Here is a 20,754-nt window from a genome sequence, read left to right as displayed (position 1 = left end):
ACCGCCCGGTTCGGCCGCCCTGCGCACCACCGTCAGGAACCCTCGCCATGAAGAAGCTCGTGAACCTCCCGTCCGATGTCGTTAGCGAAATGCTCGAAGGCATCGCGCGGCAGTCGCCGCATGTCGCGATCCTCGGCGACGAGCACGTGCTCGTGCGCCAGCCGCTGCCCGAGCCGTCGCGCCGGCCGGTCGCCGTGCTGTCCGGCGGCGGCAGCGGCCACGAGCCCGCGCACGGCGGTTACGTCGGCGAAGGCATGCTGAGCGCGGCCGTGTGCGGCGAGGTGTTCACGTCGCCGTCGACCGACGCCGTGCTCGCCGCGATCCGCGCGAGCGCCGGGCCGAACGGCGCGCTGCTGGTGGTGAAGAACTACACCGGCGACCGCCTCAATTTCGGGCTGGCCGCCGAACTCGCCCGCGCGGAAGGCATCCCGGTCGAGATGGTGATCGTCGCCGACGACGTGTCGCTGCGCGGTGTCGTCGAGCGCGGCCAGCGGCGCGGCATCGCCGGCACCGTGCTGATTCACAAGCTGGCCGGCGCCGCCGCCGCACGCGGGCTGCCGCTCGCGCGCGTCGCGGCCGTCGCGCGCGAGGCGGCCGCCGAGCTCGGCACGATGGGCGTCGCGCTGGATGGCTGCACGATCCCCGGCGCGGACAAGTCCGGGTTCAGCCTCGCCGATCACGAGATCGAGCTGGGCCTCGGCATCCACGGCGAAAAAGGCGTCGAACGCACCGCGCCGCTGCCGGCCGACGCGCTGGTCGAGACGCTGCTGTCGCGCATCGTCGCCGACCTCGTGCTCGATCGCGGCGAACGCGTCGCGCTGCTGGTCAACGGCCTCGGCGCGACGCCCGACATGGAGCTCGCCATCGTGCTGCGCGCCGCGTACGACAACCTGATCCGGCGCGGCATCACGGTCGCACGCGCCTGGGCCGGCACGTTCCTGTCGGCGCTGAACATGCCGGGCTGCTCGATCTCGCTGCTGCGGCTGAACGACGAACGCGCCGTGCTGCTCGACGCACCGACGCAGGCGCGCGCATGGCCCGGCGGCGGCGCAGTGAACCCGCATGTACGGATCGACGCGCCGGTCGCGCACGAGCCGCCGCCCCAGCCGGTCGATGCGGCCGCGAGCGCATGGGCTGCGCGTTTGCAGCCGGCGCTGCGCGCGGTCGCGCAAGCACTGCTCGACCACGAAGCGACGCTGACGGAGCTCGATACCGCGGCCGGCGACGGCGATCTCGGCGCGAGCATGCATCGCGCCGCGCAGGCGATCCTCGCGCTGCCGGACACCGCCTACGGCGCGCCGGCCGCTACGCTTGCGGCGTTGGGCGCCGCGTTGCGGCGCGCGATCGCCGGCAGTTCGGGACCGTTCTATGCGAGCGCGTTGTTGCGCGCATCGCGGCGCCTTGCCGACGCGTCGGACCCCATCGCGCCGTCCGCGCGCGACTGGGCGGCTGCGCTGCGCGGCGCAGCCGACGCGATCAGCGAACTCGGCGGCGCGCGCGCGGGCGACCGCACGATGCTCGACGCGTTGGTGCCGGCCGCCGACGCGTTCGGCCGCGCGCTCGATCACGACCACGACGTCGCGAGCGCATGGGCGGCCGCCGTGCAGGCCGCCGAACACGGCGCGCGGCAAACGGCCGACATGCCGCCGCGCGCGGGACGGGCGAGCTATCTCGGCACGCGCGCGCTCGGTACGTCGGACGGCGGCGCCGTGGCCGTCACGTACTGGCTGCGCGCGTTGCTGCCGCACGTGCGGTAGGCGGGGCGCGGGCGCCGCGGGCGGGCGTTTGCGGCCATCGCGTGCGGGGTAGGGCTGGGCGCGGCGTGGCGCACCCGGTTTGGCGTCGTTGTCGTCGGCTGGCGCGCTCGCGTGGTGCGTCGCTGGAATCGGCCGCCATGTCGCCCGGGTCGCGGGTGAAGCGGATGCGGCAAACGGGGGCCGCAGCAAGCGCGCGCGACGCGTGGTATGTCGTGCCGTGCTGTGCATTGTTGTGCCGCTTCGGGCCATGCCTTGCCATGCGGTCCCGCTCTGCGCCGCGGGGGGCCTCGCATCACCTCGCATCACCACCCCACCCCAGCTCCCCCCGGGGAAAACCCCGATCCTCACATCGTCCTATGACATCCGGCGTCGCTAATTGGCGGGATTACTTTGATCCTCGTCGGCGCCCGTCCGGGCGCATGCTGATAGCGAGGATCCCTCATGCGATACGTGCCATCGATGACTTCCGTTTCCGCGGCCGCTTCCGTTGCGGACGACGCGGCTTCCCGCGGCGACGAGCCGCACTGTCTGCCGCGCGTCGCGATCGCGGCCGCGGCCCTCGGCAATGCGACCGAATGGTTCGACTACGGCATTTACGCGTACGGGCTCGCCTATATTTCGGCCGCGCTGTTTCCAGGCAGCACGGCCAGCGCGACGCTGTTCGCGCTCGGCACGTTCGCGATCTCGTTCCTGATCCGTCCGCTCGGCGGCCTGTTCTGGGGCCCGCTCGGCGACCGCCTCGGCCGCAAGCGCGTGCTCGCGCTGACCGTCCTGACGATGTCGGGCGCCACGCTGCTGGTCGGCGTGCTGCCGACCTACGCGAGCGCCGGCTGGCTCGCGCCGGCCGCCCTGATCGTGCTGCGCATGGTGCAGGGCTTCTCGACCGGCGGCGAATACGGCGGCGCGGCGACCTTCATCGCCGAATACGCGCCCGACGCGCGACGCGGCCTGTGCGGCAGCTTCCTCGAGTTCGCGACGCTCGCCGGGTTTTCGCTCGGCGCGCTGCTGATGCTCGGCTTCGCGCTGCTGCTCGGCGACACCGCGATGCACGCCTGGGGCTGGCGCCTGCCGTTCCTCGTCGCGGCGCCGCTCGGGCTGATCGGCTTCTACCTGCGCTCGCGCCTCGAGGAAACGCCGGTGTTCCGCGAGCTCGAAGAACTGGCGCAGCGGCGCGAGCAGAGCGCCGCGGCCGCCGCGCTGCCGCTCGGCCGGCTGCTGGTCCGGTATGCGAGGCCGCTGCTGCTGCTCGGCGGGCTCGTCGTCGCGCTGAACGTCGTCAACTACGTGCTGCTCGCGTACATGCCGACCTACATGCACAAGGAACTCGGCGTCAGCGAAAACCTGTCGCTGTTGATTCCGCTGCTCGGCATGCTCGCGATGATGGTGCTGCTGCCGTTCGCCGGCTGGCTGTCGGATCGCGTCGGCCGCAAGACGATGTGGTGGATCTCGCTCGTCGGGTTGTTCGTCGCGGCCGTGCCGATGTTCGCGCTGATGACGCACGGCGTGCTCGGCGCATTCGTCGGCTTCGCGGTGCTCGGCCTGCTGTACGTGCCGCAGCTCGCGACCATTTCCGCGATGTTCCCGGCGATGTTTCCGACCCACGTGCGCTATGCGGGCATGGCGATCGCGTACAACGTGTCGACGTCGCTGTTCGGCGGCACCGCGCCGATCGTCAACGACTGGCTGATCGGCAAGACCGGCAACACGATGATCCCCGCCTACTACATGATGGCCGCGTGCGCGGTCGGGCTCGTCGCGCTGTCGGCGGTGATCGAGACGCGCGGCTGCTCGCTGCGCGGCGACACGGTGCCGGGGCAAGCGCGTTGACGCGCGACCGAGCACGCAGCGCCTCCCATAAACGGTAACCGTCGAATCGCCCGCCGCCCGGCACCGGACGGCGGGCGATCTGCGTTTCAGCTGTGGCGGAATCGGCGATGTCGTCGCCGCGCGCGCATGATCGCGCGGTCGTCCGCTTCGATCGCGCATGTGCGGCCGTCAACATCGGTTGCTTGGCGAGGCTTCGAAGCGTCGGCGCTTTCGCGTGCGGCTCCGTAGGCGCCGCACCTGCCAACGGCCTCACGAACGGCGTGCCGCGACGGCCTCATGACCGACGACTCACCGAAGGCGCGCCACCCGCCTCATGCGCAGCGCTGCAGATCGACTCAGAACGTCGCCCAATCCGCGCCTCCGACTCGCGCCGGTGCGTTGCCGACCTTGCCGGTTTCGCGAACAGGGCGCTTCGCGCCGCGTGCCAGCGTGCGCGCAGCCGCTGCGACCGGCGCCGACGCTGCAGCCGCCGCCGGCTGCGACCTCGACTCGACCTTGAATATCGCCACCGCCGCCTTCAGGCTGTCCGCCTGATCGGCCATCGACTGCGCCGCAGCCGTCGCCTGCTCGACCAGAGCGGCGTTCTGCTGCGTCACCTCGTCCATCTGCGTGACGGCGACGTTGACCTGCTCGATCCCCGTGCTTTGCTCGCTCGATGCGGACGCGATCTCGCCCATGATGTCGGTCACGCGTCTGACCGAGCGGACGATCTCGTCCATCGTCGTTCCGGCGTTCGACACCAGCGCCGAGCCGGCGGCGACGTGCGTCACCGACGTCTCGATCAGCTCCTTGATCTCCTTGGCCGCGACGGCACTGCGTTGCGCCAGCGTGCGCACCTCGCCGGCGACCACCGCGAAGCCGCGCCCCTGCTCGCCCGCGCGCGCCGCTTCGACGGCCGCGTTGAGCGCCAGGATATTGGTCTGGAACGCGATCCCTTCGATGACGGAGATGATCTCGGCGACCTTCTGCGAGCTGGACGCGATGTCTTCCATCGTGCCGACCACCTGCTTCACGACGGTGCCGCCGGACGCGGCCGTCTGCGAGGCCGCTGCCGCCAGCGTGCTGCCCTGGCGCGCATTCTCGGTGTTTTGCCGGACGGTCGACGTGAGCTGCTCCATGCTCGCCGCCGTTTCTTCCAGCGAGGCGGCCTGCTCCTCGGTGCGCTGCGACAGATCGACGTTGCCCTGCGCGACCTCCGCGGCGGCGAGCGAGATCGACTCCGCGGACACCTTGATGCCCTGCACGATCGTCGTGAGCCGCGCGCGCATCGCATCGAGCGACGACATCAGGCTCGATGAATCGCCGTGCGCGACCGGCAGGTCGATCATCAGGTTGCCGTCGGCGATCTGCGCCGCCGCGTGTTGCGCGACCGACGGCTCGCCGCCGAGCTGACGCAGAATGCTGCGCGCGATGACGATCGTCGTCGCGACGGCGACGAGCAGCGAACCGCCGACGATCGCAGCCACCAGCGCACGCACGCTCGCGTACGTCGCGGCCGCATCCTGCTTCGCCTGCTCGTTCATCTCGTCCTCGAAATTGGCGAGCTCCGTCGCCCGCGCCAGCCACACACGCTGCGGCGGCCTCGCGTTCTCCATCAGCTCCTTGGTGGCCGCCGCCGGGTCGTTGCTCAGGCCGAGCTGGGCCGCCTTGCGCAATGCCGGCTGGGCCGCCGCCTCGTCCTGCTTGAGCGCGGCCACCAGCGTCCGCTCGCGCTCGGTCGTCGCCGGTTCGTTGGCGAACATGCGCGCGAGTTTCTGATACGCATCCGCGTAGATGTCGTCCTGCTTCTTGATGCGCTCGGCTTCCTGCGCCATCTCCTGCTGATCGGTGAGCAGCGCCAGATTCCGGACGGCGATCGCGCGATCCTGGATCGTCGCGCGAAGCCGGTTGGCGAGCTTCGCTTCGGTGTTGTTCACGCGCGCGATGGTGTCCAGCTGGCCATGCAGTTGCCACATGCCGTAAAACGCGGTCGCGGCTACGGTCACCAGCAGGATCGTCAGCAGCCCGAAACCCAGCATCAGGCGGCTGGATACTTTCATCTCTCTCATTTTGGCCCTCGGAGCAATGTCAGATTGTTGTTATTCGTTGTTTACGGCCGCGCACACGTTTGCTTAAGGAAAATTTCGGACAGCATGCGAATCGTGTGATGGGGTCGGTTGGCGAACACGCGCGGACAGCGGCAGCCCGCTCCGGCTGAACCCAAAAGCAACGACGCCGTCGCACTCCCGTGCGACGGCGTCGTCTCGCGCGCAGCAGCGGCGCGTATCAGGGCCAGGGCCGCAACGAACTCACGACACGGCGGCCAGATTGCGCTCCGCCACTTCGTCCACGGCTTCCTTCACGATACCGACGATCTCGTCGGCTTCCGCGCGCGTCATCACGAGCGGCGGCGCGAACCCGAGAATGTCGCCATGCGGCATCGCGCGTGCGATCACGCCGCGCCGCAGCGCGGCGGCCGACACCTGCGCGCCGATCTTCAGCGCCGGATCGAACGGCGTGCGCGCGTCGCGGTCGGCCATGAATTCGAGCGCGGCCAGCATCCCGACGCTGCGCACTTCGCCGACGAGCGGATGCGCACCGAACGCGTCACGCAGCTTCGCGCCGAAATACGCCCCCACTTCGGCGGCGTTGCCGACGAGATTCTCGCGCTCGAGAATCGCGAGGTTCGCCAGCGCGGCGGCCGCGCACACCGGATGGCCCGAATACGTCCAGCCGTGCCCCATCGGCCCGTGCGCCTGCGAGCCGCGGGCGATCACGTCCCACACCTTGTCGCCGACGATCACACCCGACAGCGGCGCATAGGCGCTGGTCAGTCCCTTTGCGACGGTGATCAGGTCCGGCTCGATGCCGAAATGCTGCGCGCCCATCTTCGAACCGAGACGGCCGAACCCGCACACGACTTCATCGCTGATCAGCAAGATGTCGTGCTGGCGCAGCACGGCCTGGATCGCGGGCCAGTAGCCGGCCGGCGGCGCGATGATGCCGCCCGTGCCCATCACCGGCTCCGCGATGAACGCGGCGATCGTGTCGGCGCCTTCACGCGCGATCAGCTTCTGGAGCTCGTCGACGCAGTACGCGACGAACTGCGCTTCGCTCATCCCCACCGGCGCGTTGCGATACCAGTGCGGACATACCGTGTGCTTCACGCGGTCGATCGGCAGATCGAAATGCTGATGGAAGCTCGGCAGCCCGGTGAGGCTTCCCGTCACGATGCCCGAGCCGTGATAGCCGCGCTCGCGCGAGATGATCTTCTTCTTGTTCGGGCGGCCGAGCACGTTGTTGTAGTACCAGACGAGCTTCACTTGCGTCTCGTTCGCGTCGGAACCGGACATCCCGTAGTAGACCTTCTTCATCCCCGCCGGCGCCCATTCGATGATGCGCGACGACAGCTCGATGATCGCGTCCGACGCGTGGCCGACATACGTGTGGTAATACGCGAGCTGCTTCGCCTGCTCGTGCATCGCATCGGCCACTTCGGTGCGGCCGTAGCCGATGTTCACGCAGTAGAGCCCAGCGAAGGCGTCGATATAGCGCCGGCCCTCGTGGTCCTCGATGCGAATGCCGTGCGCGCCGCGCACGATCCTGCCCGGCAGCGCGCCGCTTTCGTGGTCGTACGCGTGCGTCGACGGATGCATGAAATGGGCGCGGTCCGCGCGCAGCAGTGCGTCGATCGATTGATTCATGATGTGCTCCTTGAATTGGGTCGTATGGATGTCAGGCCGTCGCCGCGATGGGCAGGCCGAGATTGCCGAGGCAGAAGTACTTGGTTTCGGTGAACGGTTCGAAGCCCTCGACGCCGCCTTCGCGGCCGAGGCCCGACGCCTTCATCCCGCCGAACGGAATCGGCGCGCCGGTGAACTTCACGCCGTTGACCGATACCATCGCGAAGTCGAGCCGCCGCACGAGCTGGAAGATCGTGTCGATGCGCGTCGCGCATACGTAGGCGGCCAGCCCGTACTCGGTGTCGTTCGCGCGCGCGACGACTTCGTCGAGCGTGTCGAACGCGCACACGGCCGAGATCGGCGCGAAGTTTTCCTCGTCGTACACGCGCATGCCCGGCGCGGCGTCCGCGATCACCGTCGGCTCGTAGAACCAGCCGCCCAACGCATGCGGCCGGCCGCCCGCGACGATGCGCGCGCCGCGTGCGCGTGCGTCGTCGACGCGCGCGACGGTCGCGTCGAACGCCGCCTGATGCATCAGCGGCCCGACGTCGACGCCGGGCTCGAACGCGGGTCCTGTTTTTAACGCGCGCACGGCGCTCGCGTAGCGGCCGACGAACGCGTCGTACAGCGCACGCGTGACGAAGATCCGGTTCGCCGCGCAGCAATCCTGTCCGGACGTCTGGAACTTCGCGCCGACGGCGATCCGCACCGCGTCGTCGAGATCGGCATCGTCGGTCACGATGAACGGCGCATTGCCGCCCAGTTCGAGCGCGATCTTGCGAATGCCGGCTTTCGCCGCCGTCTCGGTGACGAGCCGGCCGACCCGCGTCGAGCCGGTGAAGCTCACCGCGCGCACGCGCGCATCGCCGACGAGCGCCTCCATCGCCATTTGCGGCTCGCCGAGCACGACGTTGAACACGCCGGCCGGGAAGCCGGCCTCGTCGGCGAGCTGCGCGAGCGCGAGCGCCGAGAACGGCGTCTCGTGCGCGGGCTTCACGATTACCGTGCAACCGACCGCGAGCGCGGCGGCCGCCTTGCGCGTGATCATCGCCGCGGGGAAATTCCACGGCGTGATCAACGCGGCGACGCCGACCGGCTCCATCACGGTGCCGAGGTGTGCGCCGTCGATATGTGTCGGGATGGTGCGGCCCGCGGCGCGTTTCGCCTCGTTCGCGAACCATTCGACGAAGCTCGCCGCGTAGCGGATCTCGCCGCGCGCTTCGGCGAGCGGCTTGCCCTGCTCGAGCGACAGCAGCGCGGCGAGATCGTCGAGATGCCGCAGGATCAGCGCGTGCCAGCGCAGCAGCGCCGCGCTGCGTGCGGCCTGCGGCGTCCAGCGCCACGTGCCGAACGCGCGCTGCGCGGCGTCGACCGCACCTACGATCTGCGCGCGCTCGAGCATCGGCACGTGACCGATCACCGACTGATCGGCGGGATTCACGACGGCGCGCGTCGCGGCACTGTCGCTGTGGATCCAGCGACCGTCGACATAGCACATCGACTTGAACAGGACCGGGTGTCCGGGCAGCATGCTGCGTCTCCTCGTTGGGTGGGTCACGAGCTTCATTCTGTCGTGCCGACGGATGCGAAATATTCGGTTTCGGCGCGCCGTTCTTGCGGTTTTTTCCGTATTGAGCTCGGTCCGCGCGAAGTTTCAATGCCAGTCCGGCGCGCCGCCCGCGTCGCACTTGACGACCTTCGTCACGATGTACGTGAAGTAGCGCTCGATGCCGAGGTCGTCCATCAGCAATGCATCGATGAAGCGCTGGTAGTGATCGATGTCGCGTGCGACCACGTGCAGTACGTAGTCGACGCCGCCGCCGGTCGCATAGCACTGCGCGACTTCGGGCGCGGCGCTCACGCGCGCCTCGAAGCGCCGCATGTCGGGCGCGGTGTGACGCGACAGCGTCACCTCAACGACGATGCGGCTGCCCGAGAACGTGCCGACCCAGTCGACGTCCGCGCGATAGCCGCGTATCACGCCGCTTTCCTCGAGCTTGCGTACACGCTCCCATGCGGGCGAGATCGACAGGTTCACCGCTTCGGCGAGCCGCGATTTCGTGATGCGGCCGTCGCGTTCGAGAATGCGCAGGATCGCCAGGTCGTATCGGTCGAGCTTGATCACGTCGCGCGCGCTCCTACACGCCCACCGGGACGTTTCGCTCGACGATGTCGGCGACCACCGCGATCGTGTCGCCGGCCTGCACGAGCCCAGGGAAATGCCGGGCCGCGAGCAGCCCGCGCCGCCGCGCGACATATTCGACCGGCGCGACGCCCGTGCGGTCGATGTCGTGCACGCGCGCGAGCACGTCGCCCGCTTCGACCTCGCTGCCGAGATCGCGGCACATCTCGAGCAGCCCGCGATGCTCGCTAGTCGTGAAGCAGGAGCCGTCGGGCATGTCGAGCAGCGTGGTCGTGCGGGGGGCGGCGCGCACCGCCGCGCTTGCATCGTCGCGCTTCGCGAGCACGCCGGCATGTTCGAGAAAGCCGCGTACACCGCGCTCGGCGATCGCGACGCTCGCGGCCGTCGACGTGCCGCCGCCGCCCAGCTCGGTCGACACGAACACCTTGCCGGCCGCCTCAGCGGCCGTGTCGAACAGCCCGACGCTGTCGAGTTCGAGCATGCGCATCGAATACGGCGCGCCGAACGCGCGCATCGCGCGTTCGCAGCGGGCCTCCTGCTCGCGGTTCTCCAGCACGTGCATCGCCGCGAACGGCACGAAGTCGAGCGTGCGGCCGCCCGCGTGGATGTCGAGCACGTGGGTGGCGAGCGGCAACAGGTGACGCTGGAAGTAATCGGCGATCTTCTCGGTGACGGTGCCATCGGGCCGACCGGGGAAACTGCGATTCAGATTGCCCGCGTCGATCGGCGACGTGCGGCGGCCCGCGCGAAACGCCGGGTAGTTCATGAACGGCACGACGATCACGCGTCCGGTCACGTCGGCCGCCTTCAGCGAGCCGGCGAGCTTCGACAGCGCGACCGGTCCTTCGTATTCGTCGCCGTGATTGCCGCCGGTGAGCAGCACCGTCGGCCCGTCGCCGCGTTTCACGACGGCGATCGGAATCATGATCGCGCCCCACGCGGAATCGTCGCGCGAGTAAGGTAGTTTCAGAAAGCCATGCTGTACGCCGTCCGCATCGAAATCGACGGTCGGCGTGATCGGAGAGGCGCGCATCGCTCTACTCCTTCACGAACAGCTTGCGCGGCGTACGGCAGAACGTCTCGACGCCGGTGTCGGTGATCAGGATGCTTTCGGTGATCTCGAGCCCCCAGTCGTCGAGCCACAGTCCCGGCATGAAGTGGAACGTCATGCCGGGTTCGAGCACCGTGCGATCGCCGGGGCGCAGGCTCATCGTGCGCTCGCCCCAGTCCGGCGGATAGCTCGCGCCGATCGGATAGCCGCAGCGGCTGTCCTTCTCGATGCCCGCACGGCGCAGCACCGCGAAGAACGCGTTCGCGATGTCCTCGCACACGTTGCCGGGCTTCGCGGCGGCCAGGCCGGCCTCGATGCCTTCGATCACCGCGCGCTCGCCTTCGATGAAATGCGCGGGCGGCTTGCCGAGATAGACTGTGCGCGACAGCGGGCAGTGATAGCGGCGATAGCAGCCGGCGATCTCGAAGAACGTGCCGGCGCCGCGCGCGAACCTCGAGTCGTCCCAGGTCAGGTGCGGGGCCGCCGCGTCGGCGCCGGTCGGCAGCAGCGGCACGATGGCCGGATAGTCGCCGCCGTGGCCGTCGGCGCCGGCGATCCCGGTCGCGTAGATCTGCGCAACCAGGTCGCTCTTCTTCATGCCGGGCTCGATGGTGTCGACGATGTGCGCATGCACGCGTTCGACGATGCGTGCGGCGATGCGCATGTATTCGATCTCGCGCGGCGATTTCACCGCGCGCTGCCAGTTCACGAGCGCGGTCGCATCGACCCAGCGCGCGGTGGGCAGATGCTTCTGCAGCGACGCATGGGCCGCCGCGCTGAAGTAGTAGTTGTCGAGCTCGACGCCGATGCGCAGCGTGCTCCAGCCGCGCGCGGCGATCACCACGCTCGCCAGGTAGTCCATCGGGTGACGGTCCTGCGACTGCACGTAGTGGTCGGGGTAGCCGACGATGTTCTCGTGCGTCATGAACGCGGTGCGCTTCGCACCGTTCGCGTCCTGCGCGCGGCCGTACCAGACGGGCTCGCCTTCCATCGGCAGCAGCACGCACTGGTGCACGTAGAACGACCAGCCGTCATAGCCGGTGAGCCAGGCCATGTTGGTCGGATCGGTGACGATCAGCAGGTCGATGCCGGCCCGCTGCATCGCCGTGCGCGTCTTCGCGATGCGCGCCGCATATTCGCTGCGCTCGAACGCAAGCCGCGGCGCGGCTTCGTAGGTGTCGATGACTGCGGACATCTGTCTCCTCTCAAGTCGTGAGGTCGTTGTGGAAAGTCGTGCCCGCCCGCGCCGCGCGCGCGCGTTGCAGCGCCAGTACGGCAATGGCGGTGTCCTGCGCGCCCGTTCCGGTCAGGTCGCAGATCGTGATGTCGTCGCGCTGCGTGCGGCCCTCGCGCCGCCCGGCGATCACCTCGCCGAGTTCGGGAAACACCGCATCGGCCGCGACCGCGCCCGCGGCGATCGCATGCGCGAGCTCACCGGCGACGCGCGTCTGCTGCAGCCGGTCGCAGAAGTAGCGCGCCGCGCCGAACACCGACGGCGCAAGCTCGGTCTTGTAGTGCGCGTCGGAGCCCATCGCCGTCACGTGCAGCCCCGCATGGAGATCGGCGGCATGCACGAGCGGCTCGCGGCTGGGCGTCGTGGTGACCGCGACGTCCGCGTCGGCGAGCGCGGCATGCACCGAGCGCGCGACCGTCGCGTCGATCCCGTGCGCGACGCGTGCGTCGTCCGCGAATCGCGCCGCACGCTCGGCATCGCGCGCCCAGACCGTCACGTGCGTGATGTCGCGCACGAGCATCAGCGCGTCGAGCTGCAGCCGCGCCTGCTCGCCCGCGCCGACGATGGCCGCGCGGCGCGCATCGGCGCGCGCGAGCCGCCGTGCGGCGACGGCGCCGGCCGCCGCGGTGCGCACGGCCGTCAGGTAGCCGTTGTCGAGCAACACGGCTTCGGTCAGGCCGGTGCGCGCGGACAGCACGAGCATCAACCCGTTCAGGCTCGGCAGCCCGAGCGACGGGTTGTCGAAGAAGCCGGGGCTGACCTTGATCGCGAAGCTGTCGAAGCGCGGCAGATAGGCGGTCTTCACGTCGACTTCGCCGTGGCGCTCGGGTAACGCCAGATTGAGGATCGGCGGCATCGCGACCGCTTCGGTCGCAAGCGACGCGAACGCGGCTTCGATCTGGTCGATCGCGGCGACGTCGAGCGGCACCAGCGTGCGCAGTTGCGCGCGATCGAGCAGCGTGACGGGAGGAATCATGTCAGTGCTCCGAGACGATACGGCGATGCACGCCCATGTCGATGTTCGCGCCGCTGACGACGACGACGATCGGGCCGTCGCAATCGCGACGCGCGATCCGCTCGTCGAGCAGCGCGGCGATGCCGACGGCGCCGGCGCCTTCGACGACCAGCCGCTCTTCGCGATACGCATGCGCGATGCCGCGCGCGATCGCCGGTTCGTCGAGCAGGACGATCTCGTCGATCAGCGCGCGCGTCATCTCGAACGTGTAGCGGTTGTGGAGGCCGATGCCGCCGCCGAGCGAATCGGCGAGCGTCGGCCGTTCGTCGACGTCGACCGGATGACCGGCCGCGATGCTCGCGTGCATCGCCGCGCCGCGCGCCATCGACACGCCGATCACCGCGAGCGACGGCCGGATCGCCTTCGCCGCGAACGCGACGCCGCTGAACAGTCCGCCGCCCGACAGCGGCACGACAAGCGTGCCGGCATCCGGCAACGCTTCGAGGATCTCGACGCCGATCGTCGCCTGCCCGGCGACGATGCGCGGGTCGTCGAACGGCGGCACGTACACGCAGCCTTCATCGCGCACGAGCTGCCGCGCGGCGGCTTGCGCGTCGTCCTGGCTGTCGCCGGCGATCACGATCCGCGCGCCGAGCGCGGCCACCGCGTCGACCTTGTTCGCCGGCACCAGCGACGACATGCACACCGTCGCCTCGATACCGAACGCACGCGCCGCATGCGCGACCGCACGGCCATGATTGCCGGTCGACGCGGTGACGACGCGCGTCACGTGCTGCGCGGCCAGCTCGGCGAGCGCATTGGTCGCGCCGCGCAGCTTGAAGCTGCCCGTCGGCTGCAGCGTCTCGAGCTTCAGATGGACCGGCACGCCGAGCCGCGCCGACAGCGCGGCCGAGCCGACGAGCGGCGTGACGCACGCATGCCCGGCAATGCGTCGGCGTGCGCGATAGACGTCGGACAGCGACAGGAAGGACATGGAACGCACGCCTCATCGATATGGTGCGATCCAGTCTAATGTTCCAAATGGCGCTTTCGAATGTCCTGATACATTGTGCGGCGCGTATCGGGTATCAGTGACGGGCGTCGGGCGCGGCCGTCGCTTCAGTGGAAGTCGTGCACGTGCGGATACTGTTCGAACACGCGCGCGATGGTCTCGAGCGCCGCGTTGCACGCGGCGTCGGTGGTCTCCGCGCCGATGCACACGCGCACCGCGTTCGGCCGCTCGGCGCCGCCGACCACGAACGGGTCGGGCGACGTCACCGCGATCTTGCGCGTGCGCAGCTCGCGCACGAGCCGGTCGGCCTGCCAGTAGTCGGGCACGCGCAGCCACGCCGACAGCGCGTTCGGATGCGCGCCGAGGATGTACGGGCCGAGCGCGGCCTTCACCATCTCCTGGCGCAGCGCGAGCCGTTGCCGCTGCAGTTCGACGAGCCGTCGCGCGGTGCCGTCGACGATCCAGCGGGTCGCGATCTCCGCGATCGGCGAGGTCGCCATCCAGCTGCTGACGCGCAACACGCTCTCCACGCGCAGCGCGAGCCGCCGCGGCATCGCGAGATAACCGGTGCGCAGCCCCGTCAGCACCGATTTCGTCATGCTGGTGCAGTAGAAGCCGAGCTCCGGTATCAGGCTCGCGATCGGCGTGGCAGTTCTGGCCGGCAACGGGCCGTACACGTCGTCCTCGATCACGTAGACGCCGTAGCGTGACGCGATGCGCGCGATCGACTTGCGGCGCGAGTCGGGCATCACCGACACCGTCGGATTGTTCAGCGTCGGCGTGCAGACCAGCGCGCTGATGCGTTCGCCGTCGCACATCTCCTCGAAATGCTCGGGGCGGATGCCGTGCTCGTCGATCTCGAGTCCTTTCAGCGTAAACCCGAGCACGTTCGCGGAGCCGATCACGCCGTGGTCGGTCAGGCTCTCGCACAGCACGGTGTCGCCCGGCCCGACGATCGAGGCGAGCGCGAGGAAGATGCCGTGCGCCGCCCCGTTGGTGATCAGCAGCGATTCGCGGTCGACCGCGAGGTTCAGCGACGCCAGCCACGCGGCGCCGGCCTCGCGATGCGCATCGAGGCCGGCGATGGGCCGGAACGAGCGGATCCACGGCTGGTCGCCGGTATCGGCCAGCGCCGCGCAGACGGCGCGCCACGCGGCGTCGTGCTCGGGCGTATGGACGATCCGCGCGATCGAGAAGTCGACCAGCTCGCGCTCGGCCGTGTCGAGGATGTAGTTCGACATCGATTCGGTGACGCGCGCGGCGACGAAGCTGCCGCGGCCGACTTCGCAGCGGATCAGCCCTTGCCTTTCAAGTTCCTTGTAGGCGTTCGTGACCGTCTGCACGCTGACGCCGAGGCTCGCGGCGACGTCGCGCTGCGGCGCGAGCCGCGCGCCCGCGGCGAGCGCGCCGCTGTCGATGTCGGCGGCGATCGCCTTCACGAGCCGCTTGTATTTCGACTCGATGCCGTGCACCGCGCCGATCGCTTCGTGCCAGCGCGCAGATACCTCGGTCCGTCTCATCTCGATGTCTCCGTCGTTGCCTGTGCATGGTCGCTCAGAAAGACACCCTCAAAATATTGTCCTAGTGCAATTGCGTGCGGTGTGGCGCGGGTGTCGCGTGCCGCGCGCGACATCGCGCATGGCGCGTGCCCGGTGTCCTGCACCGCCATGGCGCACGTCGACACCAGCGGTACGACTAATCGATCGGTCGGGCGATGCGGCACCGCACCACCCGCTTGTCACCGGCTCGCGAACCGGAGCTTCGTCGGTCGGCGCACCGCGGCTTTGGACGGCCGTTGCGCGGCCGATGCACTGAAGCTGCAAGACATCCGCATGACAAAAACGGTAGTTTGCTATCGAATTACTTTGCCCCTATCATCTCGTGCATGACGAATCTGCCCGATCTCCGCCTCGCCGTCAGCAGCCTGCTGGTGCTCAGCGCCCGCAAGTGGCGCCGCACCAGCGACGCGGTGCTGACCGCGTACAACGTGTCCGAGGCCTGCGCCACGCCGCTGCTGATCGCCGGGCGCCTGGGCGAAGGCGTGCGCCAGGGCACGCTGGCCGAACACGTCGGCATCGAGGGGCCGTCGCTCGTGCGGCTGCTCGACCAGCTGTGCGCGGCCGGTCTCGCGCGGCGCGACGAGGACCCGTACGATCGTCGCGCGAAAACGATCTCGCTGACGGCCGCCGGCCGCTCGGTCACCGCGAAGATGGAAGAAGACCTGCGCGTGCTGCGCGCGCAGGTGCTCAAGGGCGTGTCGCGCGCCGACCTCGAGGCCACGCTGCGCGTGCTGAATGCGTTCAACGCGGCCGACGTGCCGAACCCGGCACCGGGCGCGCCGCAATCCGCCAGTTCCGCGTCATGACCTTTCCGAGCCTTCGCGACTGGCTGTTCTCGGGCAAGACGTTCGCCGCGTCGATGCTCGCGCTGTACCTCGGCCTGTATTTTCAGCTGCCGCGTCCGTACTGGGCGATGGCGAGCGTCTACATCGTGTCGAACCCGTTCGTCGGCGCGACGCGTTCCAAGGCGCTGTATCGCGCGCTCGGCACCGCGCTCGGCGCAGCCGCCGCGATCCTGTTCGTGCCGCCGTTCGTCGAGACGCCGATCCTGTTCAGCATCATCGTCGCGACGTGGTGCGGCACGCTGCTCTACCTCGCGATCTCGGACCGCACCGCGCGCAGCTACGTGTTCATGCTGGCCGGTTACACGATGCCGCTCATCGCGCTGCCGACGGTGGCCGATCCGTCGACGATCTTCGACGTCGCGATCGCCCGCACCGAGGAGATCGTGCTCGGCATCGTGTGCGCGAGCGTGGTCGGCAGCACCGTGTTCCCGAACCGGCTCGCGCCGACGCTGATCGAACGCACCGATGCGTGGTTCAAGGATGCCGCGTTCTACGGGCGCGAGACGTTGTCCGGGCATCTCGCGGGCAAGGCGCTGTCCGCGTGCCGCCAGCGCCTCGCCGCCACCATCACCGGCCTCGAGTTTCTGCTGAGCCAGCTGAGCTACGACCACGCGCATCCGCGCGTGCTCGAGCGCGCGCAGGCACTCGCGGGCCGGATGCAGCTGTTCCTGCCGCTGATGTCGTCGCTGGCCGACCCGCTCGTCGCGCTGATGCGCGAACTGAAAGTGCGCCCGCCCGGGCTCGACGCGCTGCTCGCCGACGCCGCGAAGTGGTTCGATGCGCCGCTGCCGGCCGTGAAGGCCGACACCGGCGGCGAGATGGCGCACGATCCGGCCGCGGACGACCTGCGCGCGCGCATCGCGGCGCTGCAGCCGCCCGACAGCGCACTCGCGAGCTGGGACGGCGCGCTGCTGTCGAACGCGCTGTGGCGGCTGCGTCAGGTCATCGACATCTGGCAGGACTGCCGTTCGCTGCGCGCGCTGATCGCGAACGAGTCGGGCATCTGGCAGCCGCGTTTCAGGCACTGGCGGCTCGGCGGCACCGAGCGTTTCTTCGATCGCGGGATGATGCTGTTCTCGACGCTCACCGTGGCCGGCGCGATCGTGTTCGCGTGCTGGCTGTGGATCGCGTCGGGCTGGCACGACGGCGCCGGCGCGGTCACGCTGGCCGCCGTCGCGTGCAGCTTCTTCGCCGCGCTCGACGAGCCCGCACCGCTCGTGTTCAAGTTCTTCCTCGCGACCGCCGCGAGCGTCGTGTTCGCGGGCCTGTACCTGTTCGCCGTGCTGCCGCACGTGCACGACTTCGCGATGCTCGTGCTGATGTTCGCCGGCCCGTTCATCCTGATCGGCACGCTGCTGCCGCGCCCGCAGTTCAACATGGTGACGATGCTCGTCGCCGTCAACACGGCGACCTTCATCAGCATCCAGAGCGCGTACGACGCCGACTTCTTCGTGTTCCTGAACAGCAACCTCGCCGGTGTCGCCGGGTTGCTGTTCGCGTATCTGTGGACGCGCGCGACGCGGCCGTTCGGCGCCGAACTCGCCGTGCGACGGCTGCTGCGCTCGGGCTGGGAGGACGTCGCGCGCTCCGCGTCGACGCAGCCGCTCGACGACCAGCGCAACCATGCGTCGCGGATGCTCGATCGCGTCACGCAATTGCTGCCGCGGCTCGGCGCGTCGGACGATCATCGTCATCCGTCGATCGAGAGCTTCCGCGACCTGCGCATCGCGCTGAATGCGCTCGACCTGCGCCGCGCGCGCCGCAGACTGTCGGGCGACGTACCCGATGCGATCGACCGCGTGCTGGCCGGCGTCACCGATCACTACGCGCGCTGCGCGGCCGCCAACGCACGACAGCCGGCGCCGCCCGCGCTGCTCGCGTCGATCGACGATGCGCTGCGGCGCGTGGCGGGCCGCACGCGGCCGCACGCCGCGTCGGCCGGCGCGGCGGAGGCCGGCGCGACGCCTGCGGCACCGACGTCGCGCGCCGCGCACCGGCGCTTGCGCAACACGCTGCACGCGCTCGTCGGGCTGCGGCTGTCGCTGTATCCGGCTGCGGCCGCGCAGCCGCCGCAGGCCACGGCGGACGGAGCACGCGCATGATCCGGCTTTCCCACCCGTCCTTCCGAGCGCGACCATGATCGGCGAAATCGACATCTTCGGCGTATTCGTGCCGGCTCCCCTCGTGCTGATGCTGATCGCGTATCTGATCAACATCGTCGTACGCGCGCTGCTCGAGCGCGTCGGCTTCTACCGCCTCGTCTGGCACCGTTCGATCTTCGATCTCGGCATCTACGTGTTCGTGCTTGCCGCCGTCGTGGTCGTGTCTCACCATCTCGTGGCTAGCTAATCGTGAAAAAAACCTGGTACTCGGCAGGACAGATCCTGCTCACGCTGATCGTCGTCGTCGTGGCCGCCCTCGTGTTGTGGCGCATCATCAATTACTACATGTTCTCGCCGTGGACCCGCGACGGGCACGTGCGCGCCGACGTGATCCAGGTCGCGCCGGACGTGGCCGGCCTCATCACGTCGGTGCAGGTCGCCGACAACCAGGAGGTCAAGCGCGGCCAGGTGCTGTTCGTGATCGATCAGGCGCGCTACACGCTCGCGCAACGCCTCGCCGAAGCGACCCTCGCGCAGCGCCGCGCGACGCTCGCCCAGGCGAAGCGCGAATATGCGCGCAACCTGCAGCTCGGCAATCTGGTGGCGAGCGAACAGGTCGAGGAAAGCCGCACGCGCGTCGAGCAGGGCGAAGCCGCCGTCGCCGATGCGCAGGTGTCGCTCGATACCGCGAAACTGAATCTCCAGCGCACCACGATCGTGAGCCCGGTCGACGGCTATCTGAACGACCGCGCGCCGCGCACCGGCGAATACGTGGCGGCCGGCCGTGCGGTGCTGTCGGTCGTCGATCGCAACTCGTTCCGCGTGGACGGCTATTTCGAGGAAACCAAGCTGCGCGGCATCCATATCGGCGAGCCGGTCGACATCGTCGTGATGGGCGAGCCGCATCCGTTGCGCGGCCACGTGCAGAGCATCGTCGCCGCGATCGAGGATCGCGACCGCACGCAGGGCGCGAACCTGCTGCCGAACGTGAACCCGGCATTCAGCTGGGTGCGGCTCGCGCAGCGCGTGCCGGTGCGCGTCGTGCTCGACGAGGTGCCGGACGATTTCCGGATGATCGCGGGCCGCACCGCGACCGTCGCGGTGCGCTCGCATGACGCACGCCGTGACGACACGACGCGGCCGGCACCGGCGCCCGCCGCGGCCAGCGCGACCGGAGCATCGCAATGAAGCGGCATGGGCTGCGCCTCGCGGCGGCGCTCGCGCCGCTCGCGCTCGCACTCGGCGCGTGCAAGTCGGTCGGCCCCGATTACGCGCTGCCGCAGCACGCATACGTGAATGCGCCGCTCGCGAACCATGCGCTCGACGATGCGGACGGCGCGCTCGTCTCGCGCGATGCGGTGCCCGGCAACTGGTGGCAGCTGTACGACGATCCGGTGCTGAATGCGCTGGTGCAGAGCGCGCTGAAATCGAACACCGACCTGCGCGTCGCCGCAGCGAACCTCGCGCGCTCGCGCGCGGCGCTGGAGGTCGCCAACGAACAGGGCGGCTTCTCGGGCCACGCGGAAGCCGGCGTGCAACGCGCGCAGGAATCGGCCGAACAGTATCTGCTCGAGAACAAGCTGCCGGTCGTCAACGAAGGCGCGGTCGGCATCAACGTGTCGTACGAGCTCGATCTGTTCGGCAAGCTGCGGCGTGGCGTCGAGGCCGCGCACGCGGACAGCGACGCGGTGCAGGCGGCGGCCGACCTCGCGCGCATCACCGTCGTCGCGGACGTGGTGCGGGCGTACGTCGAGTCGTGCTCCGCCGGCGACGAACTCGCGATCGCGAAGCAGTCGCTCGCGCTGCAGCAGCAGCGCGTGAAGCTGTCGCAGCGGCTGCGCGACGCGGGACGCGGCAATCAGACCGACGTGACGCGCGGCGTCACGCAGGTACGCACGCTGTCGGCCGACATCCCGCGCTTCGAAGGCCGGCGCAAGATCGCGCAATACCAGCTCGCCGCCTTGCTCGCGCGAGCGCCCGCAGATCTGCCGAAGGCCGTCGCCGAATGCGATCGGCTGCCGCAGCTGCGCCAACCGATCCCGATCGGCGACGGCGCCGCGCTGCTGCGCCGCCGTCCCGACGTTCGCGAAGCCGAGCGCCAGCTCGCGGCTGCCACGGCACGCATCGGCGTGGCGACCGCCGCGCTGTATCCGTCCGTGAGCATCGGGTTATCCGCGGGTTCGGTCGGCGTCGCCGCCGATCTGTTCTCGTCGACCACCAATCGCTGGTCGTTCGGGCCGCTGATCAGCTGGGCGTTCCCGATCAACGGCCAGCGTGCGCGCGTGCGCGAAGCCGAAGCGGCGACCGGCGGCGCGCTCGCGCACTTCGACGGCGTCGTGCTGAATGCGCTGCGCGAAACGCAGTCGAGCCTCGCGACCTATGCGGCCGACGTGCAGCGCACCGACGCGCTGCGCACGGCCTACGAATCGGCGCGCAGTTCCGCCGACGAAACGCACCGGCTCTATATGGCCGGGCGCGAGTCGTTCATTTCGGATCTGGATGCGACGCGCACGCTGACGAGCGTGCGCGCGCAGGTCGCGGCGGCTGAGGGGCAGGTTGCGGCGGATCAGGTCAGGTTGTTCCTCGCGCTCGGCGGGGGGTGGGAGG

16 protein-coding genes are annotated in these 20,754 nt (G+C 69.6%); 7 read left to right on the top strand and 9 right to left on the bottom strand.

Features of this window, described 5'->3' with window-relative positions:
• The first annotated feature begins 47 nt into the window (after positions 1 to 47).
• Complete coding sequence (locus C3Y15_RS22475; RefSeq protein ID WP_124260221.1) at positions 48 to 1,757, top strand: dihydroxyacetone kinase family protein; 1,710 nt, start codon at positions 48 to 50, stop codon at positions 1,755 to 1,757.
• A gap of 441 nt (positions 1,758 to 2,198) precedes the next feature.
• A complete protein-coding gene (locus tag C3Y15_RS22470; RefSeq protein WP_124260220.1) occupies positions 2,199 to 3,584 on the top strand; it encodes an MFS transporter in 1,386 nt (461 codons plus the stop codon).
• Between the two features lie 335 nt (positions 3,585 to 3,919).
• Here C3Y15_RS22470 and C3Y15_RS22465 read toward each other — a convergent pair whose 3' ends face one another.
• The 9 genes from C3Y15_RS22465 to C3Y15_RS22425 form a co-directional block, all read right to left on the bottom strand.
• Positions 3,920 to 5,632 (bottom strand): methyl-accepting chemotaxis protein, encoded by a 1,713-nt coding sequence (locus C3Y15_RS22465; RefSeq protein ID WP_124260219.1) that lies wholly within the window; start codon positions 5,630 to 5,632, stop codon positions 3,920 to 3,922.
• A 240-nt stretch (positions 5,633 to 5,872) separates the two neighbouring features.
• Positions 5,873 to 7,267 carry an aspartate aminotransferase family protein gene (locus tag C3Y15_RS22460; RefSeq protein ID WP_124260218.1) on the bottom strand — a complete coding sequence of 465 codons (1,395 nt, stop codon included), beginning with the start codon at positions 7,265 to 7,267 and terminating at the stop codon, positions 5,873 to 5,875.
• A gap of 31 nt (positions 7,268 to 7,298) precedes the next feature.
• On the bottom strand, positions 7,299 to 8,777 hold the full coding sequence (locus C3Y15_RS22455; protein WP_124260217.1) for an NAD-dependent succinate-semialdehyde dehydrogenase: 1,479 nt from the start codon (positions 8,775 to 8,777) through the stop codon (positions 7,299 to 7,301).
• A gap of 123 nt (positions 8,778 to 8,900) precedes the next feature.
• Entirely contained in the window at positions 8,901 to 9,371 is a 471-nt protein-coding gene (locus tag C3Y15_RS22450) for an Lrp/AsnC family transcriptional regulator (protein ID WP_011879619.1), read from the bottom strand.
• A gap of 13 nt (positions 9,372 to 9,384) precedes the next feature.
• Positions 9,385 to 10,422, bottom strand: coding sequence for a N(2)-acetyl-L-2,4-diaminobutanoate deacetylase DoeB (gene doeB, locus C3Y15_RS22445; protein WP_011879620.1), 1,038 nt, complete (start codon positions 10,420 to 10,422; stop codon positions 9,385 to 9,387).
• Positions 10,423 to 10,426: 4 nt separating this feature from the next.
• Positions 10,427 to 11,635: an ectoine hydrolase DoeA gene (doeA, locus tag C3Y15_RS22440; RefSeq protein ID WP_011879621.1), complete on the bottom strand. Its 1,209-nt coding sequence runs from the start codon at positions 11,633 to 11,635 to the stop codon at positions 10,427 to 10,429.
• A 10-nt stretch (positions 11,636 to 11,645) separates the two neighbouring features.
• A complete protein-coding gene (locus tag C3Y15_RS22435) occupies positions 11,646 to 12,650 on the bottom strand; it encodes a cyclodeaminase (protein ID WP_124260216.1) in 1,005 nt (334 codons plus the stop codon).
• A 1-nt stretch (position 12,651) separates the two neighbouring features.
• Positions 12,652 to 13,623 (bottom strand): hydroxyectoine utilization dehydratase EutB, encoded by a 972-nt coding sequence (gene eutB / locus C3Y15_RS22430; protein ID WP_059453395.1) that lies wholly within the window; start codon positions 13,621 to 13,623, stop codon positions 12,652 to 12,654.
• 125 nt (positions 13,624 to 13,748) lie between these two features.
• A complete protein-coding gene (locus tag C3Y15_RS22425; protein WP_124260215.1) occupies positions 13,749 to 15,161 on the bottom strand; it encodes a PLP-dependent aminotransferase family protein in 1,413 nt (470 codons plus the stop codon).
• 365 nt (positions 15,162 to 15,526) lie between these two features.
• On the opposite strand from C3Y15_RS22425, the gene C3Y15_RS22415 reads away from it, so the two are divergent.
• From C3Y15_RS22415 to C3Y15_RS22395, 5 genes are all read left to right on the top strand, one after another.
• A complete protein-coding gene (locus tag C3Y15_RS22415; protein ID WP_011879625.1) occupies positions 15,527 to 16,006 on the top strand; it encodes a MarR family transcriptional regulator in 480 nt (159 codons plus the stop codon).
• Positions 16,003 to 18,147, top strand: coding sequence for an FUSC family protein (locus tag C3Y15_RS22410; protein ID WP_059453398.1), 2,145 nt, complete (start codon positions 16,003 to 16,005; stop codon positions 18,145 to 18,147). Before C3Y15_RS22415 ends, C3Y15_RS22410 begins: the two co-directional genes overlap by 4 nt.
• A gap of 34 nt (positions 18,148 to 18,181) precedes the next feature.
• Complete coding sequence (locus tag C3Y15_RS22405) at positions 18,182 to 18,394, top strand: DUF1656 domain-containing protein (RefSeq protein ID WP_011879627.1); 213 nt, start codon at positions 18,182 to 18,184, stop codon at positions 18,392 to 18,394.
• A gap of 2 nt (positions 18,395 to 18,396) precedes the next feature.
• Entirely contained in the window at positions 18,397 to 19,335 is a 939-nt protein-coding gene (locus C3Y15_RS22400; protein ID WP_059604359.1) for an HlyD family secretion protein, read from the top strand.
• Positions 19,332 to 20,754: efflux transporter outer membrane subunit (locus tag C3Y15_RS22395; RefSeq protein WP_124260213.1), on the top strand; the 1,423-nt coding region annotated here is incomplete at its 3' end. The genes C3Y15_RS22400 and C3Y15_RS22395, both read left to right, overlap by 4 nt.

The organism is Burkholderia sp. B10, assembly GCF_004368385.1.
Taxonomy (GTDB): Bacteria; Pseudomonadota; Gammaproteobacteria; order Burkholderiales; family Burkholderiaceae; genus Burkholderia; species Burkholderia vietnamiensis.
Note: the sequence above shows the minus strand (reverse complement) of the source record. Positions and strands in the feature narration are given on the sequence as shown.